The sequence below is a fragment of the Paenibacillus sinopodophylli genome (assembly GCF_005930355.1).
Taxonomy (GTDB): Bacteria; Bacillota; Bacilli; order Paenibacillales; family Paenibacillaceae; genus Pristimantibacillus; species Pristimantibacillus sinopodophylli.
Map to the genome: position 1 here is coordinate 427,182 of NZ_VDBO01000001.1, position 22,022 is coordinate 449,203.

General features: G+C 46.3%; 21 protein-coding genes. 18 read left to right on the plus strand and 3 right to left on the minus strand.

Annotated elements, in window-relative coordinates:
• Positions 1-79 precede the first annotated feature (79 nt).
• The 16 genes from mutS (at position 80) to FGT79_RS01755 (ending at position 19,013) form a co-directional block, all read left to right on the plus strand.
• Complete coding sequence (gene mutS, locus FGT79_RS01685; RefSeq protein WP_138751053.1) at positions 80-2,767, plus strand: DNA mismatch repair protein MutS; 2,688 nt, start codon at positions 80-82, stop codon at positions 2,765-2,767.
• Positions 2,768-2,794: 27 nt separating this feature from the next.
• Positions 2,795-4,843 (plus strand): DNA mismatch repair endonuclease MutL, encoded by a 2,049-nt coding sequence (gene mutL, locus FGT79_RS01690; protein ID WP_138751054.1) that lies wholly within the window; start codon positions 2,795-2,797, stop codon positions 4,841-4,843.
• Entirely contained in the window at positions 4,840-5,616 is a 777-nt protein-coding gene (locus tag FGT79_RS01695; RefSeq protein WP_138751055.1) for a class I SAM-dependent methyltransferase, read from the plus strand. Before mutL ends, FGT79_RS01695 begins: the two co-directional genes overlap by 4 nt.
• 38 nt (positions 5,617-5,654) lie before the next feature.
• Entirely contained in the window at positions 5,655-6,626 is a 972-nt protein-coding gene (miaA, locus tag FGT79_RS01700; protein ID WP_138752889.1) for a tRNA (adenosine(37)-N6)-dimethylallyltransferase MiaA, read from the plus strand.
• Between the two features lie 17 nt (positions 6,627-6,643).
• Positions 6,644-6,889, plus strand: coding sequence for an RNA chaperone Hfq (gene hfq, locus FGT79_RS01705; RefSeq protein ID WP_138751056.1), 246 nt, complete (start codon positions 6,644-6,646; stop codon positions 6,887-6,889).
• A gap of 150 nt (positions 6,890-7,039) precedes the next feature.
• On the plus strand, positions 7,040-9,523 hold the full coding sequence (locus FGT79_RS01710) for a penicillin-binding protein 1A (protein WP_138751057.1): 2,484 nt from the start codon (positions 7,040-7,042) through the stop codon (positions 9,521-9,523).
• 2 nt (positions 9,524-9,525) lie between these two features.
• Positions 9,526-10,173 (plus strand): peptidylprolyl isomerase, encoded by a 648-nt coding sequence (locus FGT79_RS01715; RefSeq protein WP_246096092.1) that lies wholly within the window; start codon positions 9,526-9,528, stop codon positions 10,171-10,173.
• A 226-nt stretch (positions 10,174-10,399) separates the two neighbouring features.
• Positions 10,400-10,957, plus strand: coding sequence for a ribonuclease FAU-1 family protein (locus FGT79_RS01720; RefSeq protein WP_138751058.1), 558 nt, complete (start codon positions 10,400-10,402; stop codon positions 10,955-10,957).
• Positions 10,954-11,631: a YdcF family protein gene (locus FGT79_RS01725; protein WP_138751059.1), complete on the plus strand. Its 678-nt coding sequence runs from the start codon at positions 10,954-10,956 to the stop codon at positions 11,629-11,631. Before FGT79_RS01720 ends, FGT79_RS01725 begins: the two co-directional genes overlap by 4 nt.
• An 89-nt stretch (positions 11,632-11,720) precedes the next feature.
• The gene (locus FGT79_RS01730) at positions 11,721-12,722 is read left to right on the plus strand and encodes an AAA family ATPase (protein WP_138751060.1); all 1,002 of its coding nucleotides are present in this window, start codon (positions 11,721-11,723) and stop codon (positions 12,720-12,722) included.
• A 12-nt stretch (positions 12,723-12,734) separates the two neighbouring features.
• On the plus strand, positions 12,735-14,024 hold the full coding sequence (gene hflX / locus FGT79_RS01735) for a GTPase HflX (protein ID WP_138751061.1): 1,290 nt from the start codon (positions 12,735-12,737) through the stop codon (positions 14,022-14,024).
• Positions 14,025-14,083: 59 nt separating this feature from the next.
• Positions 14,084-15,376 (plus strand): methionine gamma-lyase family protein, encoded by a 1,293-nt coding sequence (locus FGT79_RS01740; protein ID WP_138751062.1) that lies wholly within the window; start codon positions 14,084-14,086, stop codon positions 15,374-15,376.
• Between the two features lie 62 nt (positions 15,377-15,438).
• The gene (locus FGT79_RS01745; RefSeq protein WP_076334621.1) at positions 15,439-15,849 is read left to right on the plus strand and encodes a MerR family transcriptional regulator; all 411 of its coding nucleotides are present in this window, start codon (positions 15,439-15,441) and stop codon (positions 15,847-15,849) included.
• Positions 15,850-15,893: 44 nt separating this feature from the next.
• Positions 15,894-17,222, plus strand: coding sequence for a type I glutamate--ammonia ligase (gene glnA / locus FGT79_RS01750; protein ID WP_138751063.1), 1,329 nt, complete (start codon positions 15,894-15,896; stop codon positions 17,220-17,222).
• Between the two features lie 362 nt (positions 17,223-17,584).
• On the plus strand, positions 17,585-17,725 hold the full coding sequence (locus tag FGT79_RS30905) for a hypothetical protein (RefSeq protein ID WP_171056040.1): 141 nt from the start codon (positions 17,585-17,587) through the stop codon (positions 17,723-17,725).
• Positions 17,726-18,380: 655 nt separating this feature from the next.
• Positions 18,381-19,013, plus strand: coding sequence for a C40 family peptidase (locus FGT79_RS01755; RefSeq protein WP_246096094.1), 633 nt, complete (start codon positions 18,381-18,383; stop codon positions 19,011-19,013).
• Between the two features lie 107 nt (positions 19,014-19,120).
• On the opposite strand, the gene FGT79_RS01760 is transcribed toward FGT79_RS01755, so the two are convergent.
• The 3 genes from FGT79_RS01760 to lexA all read right to left on the minus strand — a co-directional run bounded on the left by FGT79_RS01760 (position 19,121) and on the right by lexA (position 20,525).
• Positions 19,121-19,372: a hypothetical protein gene (locus tag FGT79_RS01760; protein ID WP_138751064.1), complete on the minus strand. Its 252-nt coding sequence runs from the start codon at positions 19,370-19,372 to the stop codon at positions 19,121-19,123.
• A 214-nt stretch (positions 19,373-19,586) separates the two neighbouring features.
• A complete protein-coding gene (gene yjcZ, locus FGT79_RS31745; protein ID WP_138751065.1) occupies positions 19,587-19,694 on the minus strand; it encodes a sporulation protein YjcZ in 108 nt (35 codons plus the stop codon).
• A gap of 210 nt (positions 19,695-19,904) precedes the next feature.
• On the minus strand, positions 19,905-20,525 hold the full coding sequence (gene lexA / locus FGT79_RS01770) for a transcriptional repressor LexA (RefSeq protein ID WP_053376242.1): 621 nt from the start codon (positions 20,523-20,525) through the stop codon (positions 19,905-19,907).
• A gap of 158 nt (positions 20,526-20,683) precedes the next feature.
• Here lexA and yneA point away from each other — a divergent pair, with 158 nt between their 5' ends.
• Positions 20,684-21,052, plus strand: coding sequence for a cell division suppressor protein YneA (gene yneA / locus FGT79_RS01775; RefSeq protein ID WP_138751066.1), 369 nt, complete (start codon positions 20,684-20,686; stop codon positions 21,050-21,052).
• A 242-nt stretch (positions 21,053-21,294) separates the two neighbouring features.
• A complete protein-coding gene (locus FGT79_RS01780) occupies positions 21,295-21,756 on the plus strand; it encodes a DIP1984 family protein (protein ID WP_138751067.1) in 462 nt (153 codons plus the stop codon).
• Positions 21,757-22,022: the final 266 nt, after the last annotated feature.

Here is a 22,022-nt window from a genome sequence, read left to right on the forward strand (position 1 = left end):
TTTGCTGAATGGGCAGCCAACAATTGCTTGCGCTGCCCGCTTATTCATAGATATGTTGATGTTTTTGAGGGGGATCGGAATGGCTGGATATACGCCGATGATTTTGCAATACCTGGCAATCAAAGAAGAAGCGAAGGACGCTTTTTTATTTTTCCGTCTAGGTGACTTTTATGAAATGTTTTTTGATGATGCAATAGCGGCTTCTCGCGAGCTTGAGATAACATTGACGGGCCGCGAAGGCGGGGGCGAGAAAAAAATCCCGATGTGCGGTGTACCTTACCACTCCGCTGACAATTATATTAGCCGCCTTGTTGATAAAGGCTTTAAAGTAGCAATATGTGAGCAGGTAGAAGACCCGGCAGCAGCGAAAGGTGTCGTTAGACGGGAAATTGTGCGGATCATTACACCGGGTACGGTCATGGAGACCAAAGCTCTGGACGGCAACACCAACAATTTTATCGCTGCTATCGTGCAGGTCGGCGGCATATTTGGGTTATCCGCATGTGATCTGTCGACAGGGGAGCTTTACGTGACTTCGTTCCCTGAGCATTTGGAAGCACTCATTGATGAAATAAACGTATATCAACCTTCAGAGCTGGTTGGCGATAAGGAGCTGCTTGACCGTGTTCAATCAACTGCAGTGTGGAACAGGCAGCTATTGCTTACATCCCGTGAACCGATGGCGGCGGACAAGCTGCTAGAGCAATTCGGGGAAGCTGAATTAGCTAAGATTGCTGGAGCGCGGCTGCAGGCCGTAAGTGTGCTGACCGGTTATTTGGAAGAGACGCAAAAACGGTCATTAGGGCATGTACGCGCAATTTCGAGTTACGAGCCGAATCAGTTTATGATTTTGGACCATTATACGAGAAGAAATCTGGAGCTGACCGAAACGGTGCGCGACCGCAGCAAGAAAGGATCATTGCTGTGGCTGCTGGATCGAACGCAAACGTCTATGGGGGCTAGGCTGCTGCGTCGCTGGATCGATAAGCCGCTTCTAAGCAGCGCAGCAGTCGAGAAGCGGCTGGATGCCGTTGAAACCTTATATCTCAATCTCATTCTGAGGGATGATATTCGCTCGGAGCTGCAGCCCATCTACGACTTGGAACGCTTGGTGGGCAGAGTTGCCTTCGGCAGCGCGAATGGGCGGGATCTGAATGCACTTCGCAGCTCACTTCGGCGTATTCCGCAGTTGACGGCTCTTTGCGAGCAATCAGGCTCGGAGGTGCTTAAGCTTCTGGTTGAAGGAACGGATAACTGCTCAGATCTGGCAGACTTAATTGAAACAGTGCTCGTTGATGAGCCGCCAGTAACGATCAAAGAAGGTGGGCTTATCCGAGCAGGCTATGATGCTTACCTTGACCAGTTGCGCGAAGCTAGCACCAATGGGAAGAAATGGCTTGCAGAGCTTGAGCGCCAAGAGCGTGAAGCTACAGGTATCAAAAATTTAAAAATCGGCTACAATCGTATTTTTGGTTATTACCTTGAAGTGTCGAAAGGCAATCTCTCCTCTCTTCCAGAAGGAAGATACGAGCGAAAGCAGACGCTTGCTAATGCCGAACGCTTCGTAACACCTGAGCTCAAGGAGAAGGAAAAACTGATCCTAGAAGCAGAGGATAAAATGGTCGATCTTGAATATGAACGCTTTGTAGAGCTTCGCGACCATTTATCGCTTCATCTGCACCGGCTTCAGAAGGCCGCTGCTGTTATTGCAGAGCTGGATGTGTATCAATCGATGGCTACGGTTAGCGCTGAACGGCGTTTCACCCGTCCGAAAGTGACGGAGAGCTACAATCTTCGCATCGAGGATGGCAAGCATCCTGTCGTGGAAGCAATGATGGATGGCATCCCGTTCATATCCAATGATACATCGCTTCAGAAGGACGAGCAGTGGATGCTTCTTATCACTGGGCCGAACATGGCGGGTAAAAGCACCTATATGCGCCAAGTCGCACTTATTTGCATTATGGCTCAGATTGGCTGCTTCGTTCCGGCTAAATCGTCTGAAATCCCGCTGATAGATCGAATATTTACTCGTATTGGCGCAGCAGATGATCTAATAGGCGGGCAAAGCACCTTTATGGTCGAGATGAAAGATATTCAGATCATGACGGAGAAAGCGACTGCAAATAGTCTCGTTATTATTGATGAGCTTGGGCGCGGAACTTCAACAGGTGAAGGTATGGCAATTGCACAAGCGGTTATTGAATATGTGCATCACCATATCGGCTGCAAAGCACTCGTATCAACCCACTTCCACGAGCTCGCGCATTTGGAGGATTCATTGCCTGCGCTCGCGAATGCTCGGATGGCTGTTGAGGAAAGCGGCGATAATGTAACCTTTTTGAGAAAGCTGATTGCTGGCGCTGCGAGTACAAGCTACGGTATTTATTGCGCTCAATTGGCTGGATTGCCGCAATCGATTATTGGAAGAGCTTATGAGCTGTTGGATAGTACGCTTGAGAGTGATACGCCGAGACCAGCCGTGCGAGCGGAGACGGCGGCAGCTACCGCCGCGAATTCCCTCGCCTACGCGCAATCTGCACCTGCGGCAGAAGCGCCTAATCAGGTTGCGGAGCCGCGTGCCATTGTCCAGTTATCGATTTTTGATGAGCCTGCTCAGGAAAGTGCAGCTGAGCCAGCGCGAAAGAAAGTAAGTCCAAAGGCCGAGCAGCTTGCTGAACAGCTGCGCAAGCTGGATCTATTTAACCTTACGCCAATGCAGGCGATGCAATGGCTGAATGATATGAAAAGTAAATTAAACAATTAGTAAAGCGGATGGAGGAAAGTGAACGCCATGGGGAAAATCAAAGTGCTGGATGAGCAGCTTGCCAACCAAATAGCAGCGGGCGAAGTGGTTGAGCGGCCAGCATCAGTCGTCAAGGAGCTTGTTGAGAATGCGGTTGATGCCGGCAGTACGACGATTGATATCTCGATTGAAGAGGGCGGCTTGACGCTTATCCGAGTCATCGACAACGGTTACGGCATTGAGGCTTCTGATATTGTGACGGCGTTTCAACGTCATGCTACCAGCAAGATCTCGACGAGCAGCGATCTATTCCGAATTGCAAGTTTAGGCTTTCGAGGTGAGGCGCTTCCGAGTATTGCTGCAGTATCTCGCTTGCAATGTACATCCTCTGATACATCGACAGGTCTTGCACGCCGCATCGTAATCGAAGGAGGCAAGGTTACGATTGACGAGCCGGCGAATGCGCCGCAAGGAACGGAAATGACAGTGCGGGATTTGTTCTATAATACGCCAGCCCGCCTTAAATATATGAAGGCGATCCAGACGGAGCTTGGTCATATCTCGGATTATGTGAATAGAATTGCACTCGCCCATCCGGGAATTGCTTTTACATTCAAGCATAATGGAAATGTACTGCTGCGGACGCTCGGCACAGGAGACAGGCTGCAGGTGATCGCTGCTGTATATGGCTCGAATACGGCGAAAGTGATGCTGCCTGTTGAAGCGGAAACGTCGGACTATGAGCTTCGCGGCTATATTTCGAAGCCGGAGCTGACTCGTGCCAATCGCAATGGTATTACTGCTATCGTTAATGGGCGCTACATCCGCAGTCATACGATTAATCAGTCGTTGCTGCAAGCCTATCACACGCTGCTGCCGATTAACCGCTACCCGCTCGTTATTCTTGAGCTAGGCATGCATCCAAGTCTATTGGATGTCAACGTACACCCATCCAAGATGGAAGTTCGCTTCAGCAAGGAGCCAGAGCTACGCTCGATTATTGAAGACGCGATCAAAAAAGTGCTCGGAAGACAGCGCCATATTCCAGGGCCGGAATCGGTTACGAAAACGGAGCGCTCGAAGCCGTTGTTTGTGCAGGATGCTATTTCTTTCCATCGGCCGGAGCCGGCGATCGATGCCTTCAAGCCTTTTCAGCCTAATCAAGGCAGCAAAGCAGCTGTGTCATCCTACAAGCCGCCTGTTTCCGAGCGGGAGTATGTTCCGCGTAACGCCTCTGAGAAGCTCTATGCGCCACCAGCTTCGTCAGAATCTAATATTACGATTGTACGTGAAACGAACGGCGCTTGGGAGCAGGCATCTGTAACTGAAGCTGAAGTTGAAGTTGAAGCATCGCTAGTGAATGAGAGTCAGTCTAACGAGCATAACACAGAACAAAGTGCTGTAAGTGAGGACATCTCTACCTCTGAAGCAAACTCAGTTGCAGCATATTCTGGTGCACCTGTAGCGCAGCTTCCGTCAGATGCGGATGTGCCAGACGAGGATGCGCCTGCTTTCCCTGAGCTGTATTGGATTGGACAGCATCATGGCACCTATATTGTTGCGCAGTCTGAGGATGGTCTTTATTTGATTGACCAGCATGCTGCACATGAGCGCATTAATTATGAGTATTATTACGAGAAATTCGGGAAGCCTGAGGCGGCAAGTCAGCAGCTGCTAGTTCCACTTACGCTTGAATTTACAGCAGGAGAAGCAACTCAGCTGCGCGAACTGCTGCCTTTGTTTGCTCAAGCAGGTGTTGAGCTGGAGTCGTTCGGCTCACAAACATTTCTTGTTCGTTCATATCCCGAATGGATGCCGCAGGGCGAGGAGCAGTCATTACTTGAGGAAATGGCTGAGCTGCTAATTTCGGAGCGCAAGTCGATTAATATAGCCAAGCTGCGCGAGAAAGCGGCCATTATGTGCTCCTGCAAAGCTTCGATCAAAGCGAATGACCGGATGAACCGCGAGGAAGGGGAGACGCTGCTTGCGCGTCTATCCAATTGCAAACAGCCGTACACCTGCCCGCATGGCCGTCCGATTATCGTACATTTGTCAACTTACCAGCTCGAAAAAATGTTCAAGCGGGTGATGTCGTGATTGTAACTACAACAGCAAAGCCTTCAGAGCGCGTGCTCGCGCAAGCAGTTAGGCTCTCGAAGGAGCTAGGGGCATCTCTCAAGACGCGCAGCAACTTGACCGTAGCGAAGCTAATCGGCATGACGGAGGACAAGCGGCTGCTTGTTGTGACAGATTCAGAAGTCCGTTATTATGAAGGGCAATCTGAATCTCCACTTTACTTCCATCCTAGCATGGCTTTCGTCCGAGTGAAGCGATTGCGTAGAGGAGAAACGGATCCTCTAATTGAGCTTTCAGAGTGCGAAAGTGGGAGTCGAATCATTGATTGCACAGCGGGACTTGCTTCGGATTCGCTTGTGTTTTCCTATGCCTCAGGACCTACAGGCAGAGTCACTGCTATTGAAAGTGAGCCGGTGCTTTACTCGCTAGTGCGGGAAGGTCTGGCAAGTTATAAAACCAGCCTTCCGGATGTGGACGCTGCGATGAGACGCATTGAGATGATTGGCATGAACCATCTGGATTACTTGCGTGAAATGCCCGATAATAGCGCGGATATCGTATATTTCGACCCGATGTTCCGAATGCCGCTTCATGAATCCAGCTCGATTGCGCCGCTTCGTACAATCGCCAATATGGACGCATTGACAATTGAAGTCATCGACGAAGCCAAACGAGTAGCTACGAAAACGGTAGTACTAAAGGAGCATCAAGCGAGCGACGAGTTCGCGAGGCTTGGCTTCGAGCGCAAGCATGTGAATACATCGAAAATTGCATATGGAGTGATCAAGCTTTGAACAAAGATTCTAACAACGTTCACCAAGAGCATGAGGGGCTGCAGGATCGCAAACAACCGCTACTAGTCCTTATCGGACCGACAGCAGTTGGCAAAACGAGGATGAGCCTCGATATTGCGAAGTATTGGAATGCAGAAATTATATCGGGTGATTCCATGCAAGTGTACAAGGGGATGGACATCGGAACGGCCAAGATTCCATTGGATGAGCGTGAGGGAATCCCTCATCATCTTATTGATATTTCTGAGCCTGATGTACCGTATTCGGCTGCAGATTTTCAAGCGGGAGCAACTGCTGCTATATCTCAAATTGCAGAGCGGGGCAAGCTGCCATTCATCGTTGGCGGAACAGGGCTATACGTAGAGTCCGTTTGCTATCAATTTCAGTTCGCTGATATTGGCTCAGATGAAGCCTTCAGACAAGAGCAGGAACGTTTTGCTTCTGAGCATGGCGCGGTGGCGCTGCATGCGCGATTGGCTGCTATCGACCCTCCCGCAGGTGAGCGTCTTCATCCCAATGATCTAAGAAGAGTCATCCGTGCGCTGGAAGTTTTTCATATGACTGGGCAGACATTTTCGGAGCAGCAGGCTGGGCAAACGAAGGTCTCTCCCTACGAGCTTTGCATCATCGGTTTGACTATGGACCGCTCGGAGTTGTATCGTAGAATAGAGCAACGCGTAGATTTGATGATGGAGCAAGGCTTAGTAGAAGAGGTGAGGCTGCTACTGGATAGGGATATGCCGCCTGCCGCAGTTGCGATGCAGGGTTTGGGCTATAAGGAGATTGCACAATATTTGCAGGGGAACTGCACGCTGGAAGCAGCGGTAGAACGACTTAAAAGGGATACGCGAAGGTTTGCCAAGCGTCAGCTCTCATGGTTTCGACACATGAACGATATCCACTGGATCGACATGGGGGAAAATTTTCACAACAATTTGCAAACCGTTCATGCTATAATAGCAGGAAAGTTTCAAGTTAATCTTGAATATACTTCTAATCAATCTTTATAAGACGGGGGTAACGTCCAATGAACAAATCGATCAATATTCAAGATACGTTCCTGAATCAGCTTCGCAAAGACAACATACCGGTGACGGTTTTTTTAATGAATGGTTTTCAAATTAGAGGCGTTATTAAAGCGTTCGATAACTTCACAATTATCATTGACAGCGAAGGTCGTCAACAGATGGTATACAAACATGCTATATCGACGTTTACCCCGCAACGAAATGTATCATTGATGCAGCAGGACCACGGTGCGTCCGAATCATAAGCTTGTACGTTTAATGAAACTTTCTAATAACGTGTATCGTTTAACTAGATAGCGGCATGCAAGAGCAACCCGCTCCAAGCTGGGTTGCTCTTTTCATTTCGTGGAAATGATAGATAGACGAACTTTGTATCAACAGGAGGGGAGTCGGCTATGGCTGAACGACCGAACAGAAAGTCTACACCGAAACAAAAGAAGAGGAAAAAAATATCAGGTCGAAAATGGTTTTATGGATTGTTTTTTACAGCGGTAATCGCGATCGTATGCGGGATTGTCGGATACCTGCTCATTATTCTGAATGGTGAGAGGGTACTGACAGAGAATGCTAACAAGCTCGTATTCGGTGAATCATCCATCATCTATGATGCGAATAACAACGAGATCGCAAGGCTGTCTGACCCGAACGAGGTTCGCGAGATTGCAGAGTTCTCTGAGATTCCAAAGTCATTGCTTGACGCGATGATTGCAACAGAGGATCAGCGTTTCCGAGAGCACTCAGGAATTGATTTCTTCGCAATCGGACGAGCTGTGGTGAAGGACGTTATCGCACGCAGCGCTGTGGAAGGTGCAAGTACGATTACGCAGCAGCTAGCGAAAAACGTATTTCTGACGGCAGACAAAACGTTTTTCCGGAAAGCAACTGAGGCTTCTATCGCTGTAGCCCTTGAACAGCAGTATACCAAGGATGAAATTCTGACCATGTACTTAAACCGAATCTTCTTCGGCAAGAGAGTTCATGGTGTTAAAGAAGCAGCTAAGTTTTATTTCGATACTGATTTAGATAAGCTCGAGCTTTGGCAAGTTGCAACGCTTGCCGCTATGCCTAAGGCACCGAATCGCTACAATCCGATCGCCCACCCAGAGGACTCTATGAATCGTAGAGCTGTTGTGCTGAAGCTGATGTACGATCAAGGATATATTACGGCACCTGAGATGGAGGAAGCGAAGGCGGTCGTGTATGAAATTCCGGAGAATCACGTCGAGAGAACGACGGATAAGTATCCGGCATTCGTTGATTATGTGGTTGATGAAGCGACCGAAGTGTTGAATCTATCAGAGGAAGCACTTAGGATCGGCGGGTATAAAATTTATACGACGCTTAATGTAGACGCCCAGAATTCGATGGATACGCAGTTTAACGATGACGATAACTTCGAGAATAGTAAGGATGATCGTCAAGTTGAAGGCGCGATGATTATTATTGATCATCGTAATGGTGAGATTCAGGCGTTGTCGGGCGGCCGCGATTATGTGAAAAAAGGGCTGAATCGCGTTGACGTTAAACGTCAGCCAGGCTCAGCATTAAAGCCGATTATTGCCTACGGCCCAGCACTGGAATCAGGCAAGTACTTCCCGTGGACCGTTCTTGCTAATGATAAGAAATGCTACGGCAACTACTGTCCGACCGATAGATGGGGAGCAACACCGGTCTCCATGACACAGGCCATTAAGGATTCACGTAATCTAGCTGCAGTATGGATGCTGAATCAGGTTGGTCTCAAGAATGGATTTGCATTCGCAACCAAGCTTGGCATTGAGCTGGATAATGTGGAAGATCGCAATCTATCTGCTGCACTTGGCGGTTTATACAAAGGAGCAACGCCAATGCAGATGGCAACAGCGTACAGCGTATTTGCTAATGCCGGAAAGTCTGTTGATACCCACTCTATTCGCAAGATCGATGGTAAGTCGAGCAATGCATTCACTTACGAAGCTCCCGCAGTGAAGCAGTTAATGTCCGCTGAAACGGCGTATTATTTGACTGAAATGATGCAGACCGTAGTTGAGAAGGGTGGAACGGGATCAAAGGCTGCAATTGGCAGAGCTTTGGCAGGCAAGACAGGTACGACGCAGCATGGTATTCCTAATTACAAAGGTTCTGGCATTAAGGATGCATGGTTCGTCGGCTATACGCCGGAGTGGACAGCATCCGTATGGATGGGATACGATAAGACGGACAAGGAACACATTCTGGACACTGGAGGCAGTCAAGCTGCAGCTTTGTTCGCCAAGGTAATGAAATCTGCAATGAAAAATGTAGCTAAATCCAGCTTTAGTAAGCCTCAAGGTGTTAAGGAAGATAAGCCGCCAGCAGCGATTACAAACTTCAATGCGGTGTTCATACCTGAAGAAATGCGGGTTCAATTGACTTGGGATCCGTATCAAGATGGTAAAGTAACTTATGAGGTATTCCGTAAGGAAGCTTCAGAGAGTGATTTCAGTCAATTTGTCGATTCGCTTGCGTCTACGAGTGTCGATGATATGAGTGCATTCCCAGGCATGACTTACGAATATTACGTAGTCGCTTACGATGCTAAGAATGATTTGGAGAGCGCACCTTCTCAGAAAATCAAAGTAGCTATTCCGGAAACGGAAATCATACCTGAAATTCCGATGGAGCCAGAACCTGTAGATCCGGATGGCGGTGAGATAACACCTCCGATTGAAGGTGATGGAGGTGAAGTAACACCTACTCCATCTGAGAGCACGATACCAGAAGTAACGTTGGATCCTGGTGCAGGCAACGGTTCGGTTGAGCCTACACCTACACCAGATCAAAGCACTGGCACCGACAATGGGACGAATGCATTAGGAAATCCTGAAACTGGCGGCAATTTGCAAGGAACGGGTGGTTAGCAATGACGGATAGAAAGATGTCACGATTCCTAGCTTTAATAGCAGTTGTTGCAGTTGTCATGATAACAGCAGGCTGCGGCAGGAACGCGGCTGGAGGAGCAGGCGGGGACAGCGCGCAGGCCTCAGCCAAGACGATGAGCTGGGACAAAATGCCCGACATGCAGATTGATCTCGATAAATCGTATGTAGCGAAGTTCAAGACATCGAAAGGTGATTTCACCATTAAGCTATTCGCTGATGATGCGCCTGTGACGGTAAATAATTTCGTGTTTTTAGCACGAGAGGGATTCTATGAGGGTCTCGCCTTTCATCGCATTATTGAGTCCTTCATGATTCAAACAGGCGATCCCAAAGGAAATGGAACAGGTAATCCTGGTTATTCCATTCCAGATGAGCTTAGTACCGAGATGAAATTTGAGGAAGGCATTGTCGCAATGGCTAATGCCAGTAAACCTAATTCTGGAGGCAGTCAATTTTTTATTTGCACGGGTCCGGATGCGGCTAACTTAAATCGGGAACCTAATTATGCGATATTCGGCAAGGTCGATAGTGGAATGGACGTCATTCATGCAATCGAAAAAATACCGCTCAAAAACAATGAGCCAGCCGAAAATATTATCATCGAATCCATTGAAATCGTGGAGCAATAAGTGGAATACCGTCCTTTGTGACGGTATTCTTTTTATTTTCCATTAGAAGGCTTGGTTTATTTTGATTGGCGGCTGGAGATGAACGTTAAGATATGGTAATCTTTTTTTATAGGTAAAAAATCCAATTGTCACACGTTGCAAGCTGTTCATTGTTAGGTTAAAGCCGAGAAGAGCGTGTGGCTTAACAGCCAAGCTATTCTCAATTGAACGGAAAGGTACGTTCCGTATGAAGAGAAAATTTTCAGACCGGGCCAACTGGCGGCGTATCTTGCGCAAAAGCTATTCTTGCCTAGCGCTTGACGGCGACGAATTCAAAGGTCTCGTAACGTTTTACCGGATACATGAATTACGTGAGCCGTTATGGAAGGAATATAACGGCAAGAAGCTTTGTTTGGCGGATCGCGGATATTTGTGGATGCAGCATTTCCCAAGAGGCGAGCATTTTGTCGTCACGACGATGTTTGATGATAAAGGCCGAGTCGTTCAATGGTATATCGATGTATGCAAGACACAAGGTTTAACTGACCAGCAAGTGCCTTGGTTCGATGATTTATATTTGGACGTCGTTGTTTTGCCTAGCGGCGAAGTGTTCCTGATGGATGAAGATGAGCTAGAAGATGCGCATAGGCTGGGAGATGTCAACAACAAGGATGTTGCGTTGGCGCGTAAAACAGCAGGGAAGCTGCTGTCAAGCATTCGCAATGGCCGTTTCCGCTACTTCACCTTAAGTCTGAAGCACCGGAAGAGCCTCTTGGAGCGCACCGGTGAGTTAAGCGAATCATGATAAAGACAGTTAGCAAAAGGAGCAGCACACGTAAACGATCAAGAAAAAGGCGTCCGTGGCTGCTCTTGTTTCGTGTTGTTGCCTGGCTGACCATTGCAGGCGTGTTCTGGTGCGGATACTTATTATGGTTAATTAATGGCTACAATTCACAGAAGCCGATTATGAAAGCCGATGCAGGCATCGTACTGGGAGCTGCATTGTGGAATAATTTGCCTAGCCCGGCATTGAAAGAAAGATTGGACTTCGCACTGGAACTGGTTCAATCGCGCACAGTGGACAAGCTGATTCTGAGTGGTGGATTAGATGCGAACGGTGCAACCAAAACGGAAGCCGAAGGCATGCGTGACTATCTGCTTGCAAAAGGTATTTCAGCTGACAAGCTGTTGCTAGAAAATAAATCAACCAGCACGTACGAGAATTTGGCTTTCAGCAAAAAAATCGCAGATGAGAAGAAGCTGGGTACGCTGCTTGTCATCACTCATGATTATCATGCTGCAAGAGCGAAGGAAATCGCAAAAAAGCTTGATTTCTCGCCGTTACAGGTAGCTGCAACCAAATCAAAAGTTCTCAATCCCGTTTACAATGAGTCACGCGAAGTACTGGCTTTCACCAAATGGAAGCTTGATTCGTTACTGCTCTCTCTCGGAATTCGACCATCTGATTCATCGCTGTAAATCTGCTAATATGCTGCTGCAAGGTAGAATAAACTTGTAGTGCGGTCAGCCGCTACAGTTCTCGATGCAAAGGACAGGTGATGCGACAGATGAGTGGACACGTCATAACGGGAACAGGCAATGGCTCCGCAAGGCCTTCCCGCCAAATCAATGTGATCCTAAGAAGCCAGGAAACCTTTCAAACAGGAGCGTCTGCCCATGCTCTAGAGGCAGATCCACTGCCTTCAGTTAAGCCGTTGCCCAGCGTGGATCATTATGCTGACATCCAGAAAGAGCTTGAGCCAATGATTGGGATGGAAAACGTGAAGTCATTGGTTTATGAGATATATGCGCTGCTTTATATTAGTCGGATGCGTTCAGAAGCGGGGCTGTTTGGCGGCTCACATGTGTATCATATGATATTCAAAGGTAATCCAGGGACGGGGAAAACGACGATTGCGCGAATTGTTGCAAAGCTGTTCCAAAAAATGGGCGTCTTAACGAAAGGCCATTTGATCGAGGTGGAGCGAGCAGATCTTGTCGGTGAGTATATTGGCCATACGGCACAGAAAACCCGTGATCTCGTGCGTAAAGCAATCGGCGGCGTGTTATTCGTTGATGAAGCCTATAGTTTGGCACGTGGAGGAGAAAAGGATTTCGGCAAGGAAGCGATCGACACGCTAGTGAAAGCGATGGAGGATCACAAAAACCAATTTGTGCTTATTCTTGCAGGTTACCCGGCAGAGATCGACGATTTTCTGCTGACTAACCCAGGACTTCCATCACGATTTCCTATCCAAATCGAATTTCCAGATTATTCTGTTGATCAGCTTATTCAAATCAGTGAATTAATGGCTAAGGATCGCGATTATATTTTACAGCCTCAGACGGTATTCAAATTAAGGCAGCATCTTATGCAAGAGAAGCTAAGTACTTTGTTTTCATTCAGCAACGCCAGATATGTAAGGAATTCGATTGAAAAAGCGATTCGGTTCCAAGCTGTTCGTTTGCTCACGCAATATGCCAGCTCAGTTCCCGCCAAGCAGGAGTTAATGACGATTAGACCAGAGGATTTAAAGTGGGATACGAAGCCGATTAAGGTGATCGAATAGAAGGAGCATGAGATGAGCGAGAAAACATTCGATACGAATCCCGATATGATTGAGAAGGCTATATTAATCAGCTTAGTTACCTCGAAGGATAAACGAAAAGGCGTAGACTCGGAAATGTCGCTGCAAGAACTCGCTCAGCTTACAGAAACGGCTGGGGTTGAGGTACTTACGACGATTACGCAAAATAAAGAAACAGTTGATTCGAAATGGTTTATCGGCAAAGGAAAAGTGCAGGAAGTTAAAGCTTTGGCGGATGAGCTTGGAGCTACAACAGCGATTTTTGATCAAGAGTTATCCGGTGCTCAAGTGCGAAACCTAGAGGAAACGCTTGATCTGAAAATTGTGGATCGAACGCAGCTCATTCTCGATATATTCGCTGGCCGCGCCAAAACTCGTGAGGGCATTATTCAAGTTGAGCTTGCCCAGCTTAGTTACTTGCTCCCGCGCCTGTCGGGACAAAGTAAAAACCTGTCTCGATTAGGCGGCGGAATCGGTACGCGCGGCCCAGGTGAAACGAAGCTGGAAACAGACCGCCGTCATATTCGTGATCGTATCTTCGATTTGAAAACAGTGCTTGAGGAAGTTGTCAGGCACCGGAAGCTGCACCGTGAGCGCCGTAAGAAAGCAGGAGTGACGCAGGTTGCTTTGGTCGGCTATACGAATGCTGGGAAGTCTACCTTGCTGCGGGAGCTGACGCATGCAGATGTTTACGTTGAGGATCAGCTATTTGCCACACTAGACCCTACTTCCCGTGCACTTGAACTGCCCAATGGCAGAGAAATTGTGTTAACCGACACGGTAGGTTTTATTCAGAATCTTCCTACTGACCTAGTGGCTGCATTCCGTGCTACACTTGAAGAGGTCTGTGAAGCCGACCTAGTACTGCATGTAATTGACAGCAGTTCTCCTGTTCGTGAGGAGCAGATTGCAGTGGTAAACAATATATTAGGTGATCTTGGTGCTGCTGATAAGCCGTTTATTATGGTTTACAATAAAAAGGATAAGTGCGTGAATACGGGCTCGTTAGCAGATTTGCCCATTACAGGCGGAGATAATCTGGTCATTAGTGCCTATGAGGAGGGAGATCTTGAGCTTCTGAAGCAATCGGTCCAAGATAAGCTGAGCGGGGATTTGTTATCATTTCTCGTTCCGGCTGAACGCGGTGATCTGATCGCACTCGCTTATCGCAGCGGTGAGGTGATTAGCCAAGAAGTGACAGAAGAAACACTTAAGCTCACTGTGCAGGTAAGTAAGCAGGACTACGAACAGCATGGATATCGGTTGAAGCCTTACATTATTTAAAGAATTACATATGCGTACGAAGTCGTAATGCTTCGCAGCCTTAAGGAGAAGATAGATATATGGGTAGACAGCATGAAAATCAGAAGCTTTGGGCGCATTTGGAGCTGCTTGCAGAGCAATCCGAGACAATAGCCGCTGATGCGTTCCGCAGGATAGACAAAATTGCCGAGCGCAATCAATGGAAGGTTATCGAGGCGTTCCAGCGTCATAAAGTGAGCGATTTCCATTTCACAGGATCGACAGGTTATGGCTATAATGACCGTGGTCGTGAAATACTTGATCTAGTGTATGCAGATGTCATGGGGGCGGAGGCTGCTATTGTAAGGCCTCACTTTGTATCTGGAACGCATACGATCAGCTGTGCGCTGTTCGGCGTTCTTCGCCCTGGTGATGAACTACTTTATGTAACGGGCCGCCCTTATGATACGCTTCATAAAGTAATCGGCAAGCCTAATGATGGAATGGGCTCTCTGCAAGATTTTGGAGTGAAATATGCTGAGGTTCCGCTTCTTGAAAGTGGCGGTCTTGACTGGGAACTAATAGAAAAATCGATTACGGCTCAGACTAAGGTTATTGGCATTCAGCGCTCGCGCGGGTATGACTGGCGAGCATCTTTCACCGTATCGGAGATTGAAGATATCGTGAAGCGTGTGAAAGCTTTGAAGCCAGAGGTGATCGTGTTTGTAGATAATTGCTATGGTGAGTTTACTGAGCTGCTGGAGCCTACACAGGTTGGCGTCGATCTGATGGCCGGCTCGCTTATCAAAAATCCAGGCGGCGGGTTAGCTGAAACCGGCGGTTATATAGCAGGGAAAGCGTTCGCTGTTGAAGCCGCTGCCTACCGTCTTACTGCTCCTGGTATTGGCGGTGAGGTAGGGGCAATGCTCGGAACGCTTAGACCGATGTTCCAAGGCTTATTTCTAGCTCCGCATCTGGTTGGACAAGCTATTAAAGGGAGTGTACTGGCCGCTGCCTTGTTCGAAGAGCTAGGGTTTGAGACGAAGCCCAGATGGAATGAACCAAGAACGGATCTTATACAAGCGGTCCGCTTCGGACAAGCTGAGCATCTTATTGCGTTCGTACAAGGCATTCAGCAAGCTGCGGCTGTGGATTCACATGTCGTTCCCGAACCATGGGACATGCCCGGCTATGAGAATGCTGTCATCATGGCGGCAGGGACGTTCATTCAGGGAGGCAGTTTAGAGCTCTCTGCTGATGCGCCTATTCGTGAACCTTACATTGCTTATATGCAAGGTGGCTTAACCTATGCCCATGCCAAATATGGAGTTCTAACCTCGTTGTATCGACTTGTGGACAGTGGATTAATTGTAATCAAACCTTACACAACTTGACACATTTATGTCGGAAAGGTTAGAATGAATATATAAATGAGCGACTGGAAGGTTGATGCGACATGGCTGACGAAATTCGCAGAAATATGGCTCTATTTCCCATCGGCATCGTGATGAAGCTGACGGACTTAACAGCCCGCCAAATCCGGTATTACGAGCAGCATGAATTGATCGTACCTGCAAGAACAGCAGGAAACCAACGGTTATTTTCGTTTAATGACGTAGAACGGCTTTTGGAAATAAAATCATTGATTGAGAAGGGCGTTAATATCGCCGGTATTAAACAGGTTATGAATCCGGTTTCGAAAGAGTCGGATGACGCGACAATCGTAAGCGAGCAATCGGAAGTGAAGCGCCGCGAGCTTTCCGATCAGCAGCTGCATCGTTTGCTGAAACAGCAATTGCTGGAGAAAAGACCGGGTCAGGCATCGCTCATTCAAGGACAATTGACTCGTTTCTTAAATAAGCGCTAATCGCACTTTTAAACAATCGATTCGCAAACTAAGGAGATGATTCTGTGAGTTACACTAAAGAGGATATTAGACGTATTGCACAGGAACAAAATGTTCGTTTTATTCGATTGCAATTTACGGATCTGCTCGGAACGATCAAGAACGTTGAGATTCCGGTCAGCCAGCTAGAGAAAGCGCTGGATAACAAAATGATGTTTGACGGTTCATCTATTGAAGGATATGTACGTATTGAAGAATCAGATATGTACCTATACCCTGATCTTGATACATGGGTTGTATTCCCTTGGGTTACTCAAGACCGCGTTGCACGTTTGATCTGTGACATTTATATGCCAGACGGTACGCCATTCGCTGGAGACCCGCGCGGTATTCTGAAGCGGGCTTTAATAGAAGCAGAAAGTCTCGGTTACACGGCGATGAATGTTGGACCAGAACCGGAATTTTTCTTGTTCAAAACCGATGAGCGCGGAGAGCCGACTACAGAGCTTAATGACCAAGGCGGTTATTTCGATTTGGCACCTATGGATATGGGTGAGAACTGTCGTCGCGAGATCGTATTGACGCTAGAAGAAATGGGTTTCGAGATCGAGGCTTCTCATCATGAGGTTGCTCCAGGTCAACATGAGATCGATTTCAAATATGCTGATGCGATTAAAGCAGCCGACCAAATTCAAACCTTTAAGCTAGTTGTAAAAACCGTCGCACGCGAGCATGGCTTGCACGCATCGTTTATGCCTAAGCCTTTGTTTGGCGTGAATGGCTCTGGTATGCATTGCCATCAGTCCTTGTTCCAAGGCGAGACAAATGTGTTCTACGATGAGAAGGACAAGCTTGGACTAAGCACAACAGCGCGTCATTACATGGCAGGCATTCTGCTTCATGCACGCGCAATGGCGGCTATTACAAATCCAACAATCAATTCATATAAGCGTTTGGTTCCTGGCTACGAAGCACCGTGTTACGTAGCATGGTCTGCAAGCAACCGTTCGCCAATGATTCGTATTCCGGCTTCACGCGGATTAAGCACGCGTGTAGAGGTTCGTAACCCGGATCCAGCAGCTAATCCATATTTAGCACTTGCTGTTATGCTCAAAGCAGGTCTAGATGGTATCCAGAACAAGCTTCCGTTGCCAGCTCCTACAGATCGCAATATCTACATCATGACAGAGGAAGAGCGTCAGGATGCAGGTATTCCGAGCTTGCCGCTTGACCTGAAGGAAGCACTTGATGAAATGCTTAGAAGTGATATCATTTGCGAAGCGCTTGGCGATCACGCACTGGCACATTTCTACGAGCTCAAAGAAATTGAGTGGGATATGTACCGCACGCAAGTTCATCAATGGGAACGTGATCAGTATTTGACGCTATACTAAGTTTGAACTGTCTTTAGGGGCAGATTGAAGGATTTAAGTTGGGGACGATTGGAATGAGCCGCATCACGTAGCTCTTCCGTGTCGCACCCAACTTTTTTTAATTTGAGCGGTTTCCATTTTCCGTTATATTCAGCTATGACTCCCAAGTGGAAAGAGTCTAACTATTCGTAGAAATAGAAAGCGGTTATAGCTGAGATTGAGGCTGGCGTAGGTTGATTATACTATATGTAAAAAAACTTCATTTTAATTAGGGTACGAAGTAGTGGTCTTTTTATCTCTTGTGGGACAATAACCAACTCTGTTAATATATGTTTCTCAGTAGCTTGCGCTACATATATCTAACTAAAAGGAGACATATATGCATGAGAAAATTTAAATTTGGTCTTATCATTACATTTTTAGTCGTTTGTATGTCACTTACATTATCCGGAGTAGTCAGTGCAAAGGATAATCCAGGGCCAGTGATTTACGGTGAGGATTGGCCTGAGCGAGGTTGGTGCTAAAGCCAAACCTAATAAGTTGTACATATGATTGTTCGTATTAAATATATTGGATTAAAGCACCTTGAATGGTGCTTTTTTGTTTCTAACTGAGTAATTTGATCATTTTCTCTTCTTTAACAGTTAATGATGATTTCAAAGTCATAAACTCTTTAGGTATTGGGGTCATGTACAGAGCAAATGTTATTGCGGGAATCATTATAGGAGAAGAATCCCAAGGTTTTTTTGAGACATCTTGCGGGATTAAGGTAGGAGATCATAAGTCGAAGCTAAAAAGAGTTTAGGGTGAAAGTGGTGCTATTGAGGCTTCGGACGAGGTTGTAGAATATTTTTATCATAATCATGATGACAAATTTTTAGCACAGGGATCCATTATTCGGAACAATGGCAAGTTCAGGACGTTTGAGGAATTGAAAAATATATTTGCTCTAATGGCTATACTCACAGATGATAACCATATTAAACGAATCTTGCTTTTAGATGAAGCGATGGAACTCCATTATGAATAGAACATAAAACAATGATATCGACTTTGAATGATTCACAAGTCAGTACTATATAGAGTTGGTACTATTCGCCGGACTTTCGTCTTGTTATATTCTAATCAGCTACTGAACGAACGCAGAAGACAGCTGGTCAGAATTAGGAGATGAACATCATGAATGAAATGAATGGACGATCAGATAGAACCAATTATGTTTATGTATTGCTTACTGATACCGGAACCTTGTTTACTAGGTTGATTAAAGGCTTCACAGGTGCACCATATAATCATGCTTCACTCGTTATGGACGAGAAGCTGGAGAACGTATATAGCTTTGGCAGAAAACAAGCATCTAATCCTTTAAACGGAGGTTTCGTGAAAGAGGATGTGTATAAAGGCACGTTCAGACATTTCCCAGAAACGCGATGCAAGCTGCTTCGTCTTGCTGTGACGGATGAACAGCGGGCAAATCTAGAGAGCTTGATTAGCGAATTCGAACAGAAGAGTGAGCTATACAGCTATAATTTAATCGGATTGTTAGGTGTAATGGTAGAAATGGACATAAAGCCTGCGCATTCTTATTTCTGTTCGCAATTCGTAGCTGAAACGCTGCGCAGCAGCGGGGTACCATTATGGGAACGCCCATCGACTTTAGTGACACCAAATGATTTTTTAGTTCATGATCATTTTGAGTCAATATTTGAAGGCTACTTGTACGACTATCCACTTCTGGAGCGCCACCGATTAGGACGAGTATTAAAGCCTTATCAAGCTGCTTTTCGAATGGCAAGAAATGCCGTTTCATGATTGCAAAGCTAGTGGAACGATGACATAGGGACTAAAAAATGAGAACATCCACGATATTGAGGGGTGTTCTCATTTTGTTCGCTGCAATAAATGATAAATGGCTCTAATTAGACACAGTTTGGCCCTCGATGTCCGCCATGAAAGCCTCCACCATGGAAGCCGCCGTGAAACCCGCCTGGTCCGATGCCATGAAATCCGCCTCCTGGAAACCCGCCATGCCAGAATGGTCCTCCAAATCCGACCTGCGGGAAAGGCAAAGGAAGTGGCAGTACTTCAGGATAGGGGTAAGGATAAGGATATGGGTATGGGTAAACAGGCGGATAGGGATAATAGGGGGGCTGGAGCGGTCCTAATGCCATCAATCATTCCTCCAAGTTAGTGATGTAGATTCAGCCTATGCAGAGACAGCTATCCGTGAAACTTGCCCAATTACATTTCATGTCATTCTGGTGATGTTCGTTCGAATTATTAGTTGAAGTACTACCTGGATTTTTATCGAATGAAAACGAAAAAGACCCATCTCTGGGTCTCAAACGTTCATGCTAAATGTGTTTGTTTCCATATGGGCTTTGTTTAATAGCGACCGAAGCTAGAACAGCTGCAAGCGATAATCACCAGTAAAATGAAGAGTACCAAAATAGTACCTGTGTTTGAAAATGCGCCACCAACGTAACCGGACATTTGTAAATGCACCTCCTTACGTTTTGCGTACAACATAGAATATGCGTTGTAAACGCGCAATGATTGGGTGTTTACCATGCAGGTGTTGATGGAATTGAGCTGTGAGAAGTTGTGAAATGATGGTTGATACGATAAAGGTTAGAAAAAAAGGCTGGATCACAGATGCGATTGCATGTGATTCAGCCTCTTTCTATGTACAAGAACGGTTGTCTAATGAATGTCGCGGAAAAGTCCAATTACCTTGCCGAGTATCGTTACGTTCTGGAGCAGGATCGGCTGCATGGTGGAATTCTCCGGTTGGAGCCTGATATGGTTCTTCTCTTTGTAGAAGGTTTTCACTGTTGCTTCGTCATCCTCAGTCATCGCAACTACAATTTCACCATTGTTAGCAGTCTGCTGCTGACGAACGATGACATAGTCGCCGTCATGAATGCCGGCTTCAATCATGCTCTCGCCCATAACATTAAGAATAAAGACGCTGCTGTCACCAACGAAATGGGAAGGGAGCGGAAAGTATTCCTCGATATTCTCAGTAGCTGTAATGGGAACACCAGCTGTTACTTTGCCGACAATCGGAACCTTCGCTACGGATAAAGGAATAATGCCATCAACGCCCTCTTGATCTAGTATCTCAATGGCACGTGGTTTGGTAGGGTCACGACGAATTAGACCTTTCTTCTCAAGACGATCCAGATGGCCATGAACGGTGGAGCTTGACAGCAATCCAACAGCTTCGCCGATCTCGCGAACGGAGGGTGGATAGCCTTTCTCCCGGACTTCATTCTTAATAAATTCTAAAATTGAATGTTGTCGGTTAGAAATCTTCGACACAGTAATCACTCCATTAGTAGGTTTGCAGAAAATTATAACATAGAACCGGAGTTCGTACAAACATAAGTTCCCAAGTACAGAGGTTCGCATATTTCTGTTGACACCAAACATTTGTTCGTGTAATCTAAAAACAGAACAAACGTTTGGGGTGCTGACAAATGATAATGAATCCGAGTTTTTATAAATCAATCTATACGCAAGAAGAGAATCAAGGTGCTGTGAATAAACTTAGCTTGTTCGTGAAGCGTCATTTCGTTAAGGTTCTAGTTAGTTCAGTTGTTTTTATTTTGGTATTTACGAGTTTTCTCATGATGGGCACAGATGCTTCAAGTCAGCATGTGGCTGACGCCACTGATCAAGAGCAGGTTGTTCTGGTTCATAGTGGTGATACACTGTGGGCTATTGCCAAACGATATTCAGACTCTAAGCATGATATTAGATACATTATTTATCGGATACAGGAGAGGAATGATCTGAAAACCGCGGAGATTAAGTCAGGTCAGAAACTTGTAATTCCAACCCTTTAGATTTAAGCGGCTACATAACTTCATTCTTCTCTCACTCATGACTTTTCGGATCAAGCAGATCTTCAAGACCTGTTTGTTCAGGGAAGTTTTTTTGTTCGTGATAGAAACACCTTTCAGAACTACACTAGCAGCTAAAAACATTCAAATAGAATAGATGCATTCAAAAAACAATTGGCAAATTATTTCGCAATTGGTATATTTGTTATACTGAGTTTTACTGATGATAGCGGAGGGGATTAGAGATGAGACTTGCAGAAGCGCTTGTGATGCGGGCGGACTGCCAACGGAGAGTGGCACAGATCAAGCAGCGACTTGGTAGAGTTATAAAGGTACAAGAAGGCGAGGAGCCTTCGGAATCGCCAACCGAGCTGCTGGATGAATTAAAGCGAACGCTGGATGATTTATCCGTTTGGGTGAAGAAAATCAATAACACGAATGCTTTGAGCCCGTTCGATACGAGCATAAGTTTGGCAGAGGCGCTAGCGGAACGTGATCGAATTATGCAGCATCGCAATATTTTGAATGAATTGCTTGACGTGGCTTCCATAAAGCAGGAACGTTACAGCCGGCAAGAAGTGAAATTCTATACAACCATCACGATCATAGATTTGCAGAAAGAAGTCGATGAGCTGTCACGAAAATATCGTGAGCTGGATTTCAAGATTCAGGAGAAAAACTGGAGCACTGATTTGTTAGATCATTAAACAAGTTGGTAACCGAAATCATACAGGCGAGTACAACCCTCCAACGGGTAGTTGGACCTTGTTTAGATGCTGGGCCATATCTAAAAACTTTATGAATTAGCCCGATAATGTCACAAGAGTGCGTGATAGCATGTAACTAGGCTGTATTTTGTTTATTGTAACTACCATGTGCTGATGTATCGATTAGGTGAGGGCGGGTTCGGGGACTTGTATCGTTAATAATGGATGAGGCAGTAGGCGTAAAGCTGATCTGTCTCTTTTTTATA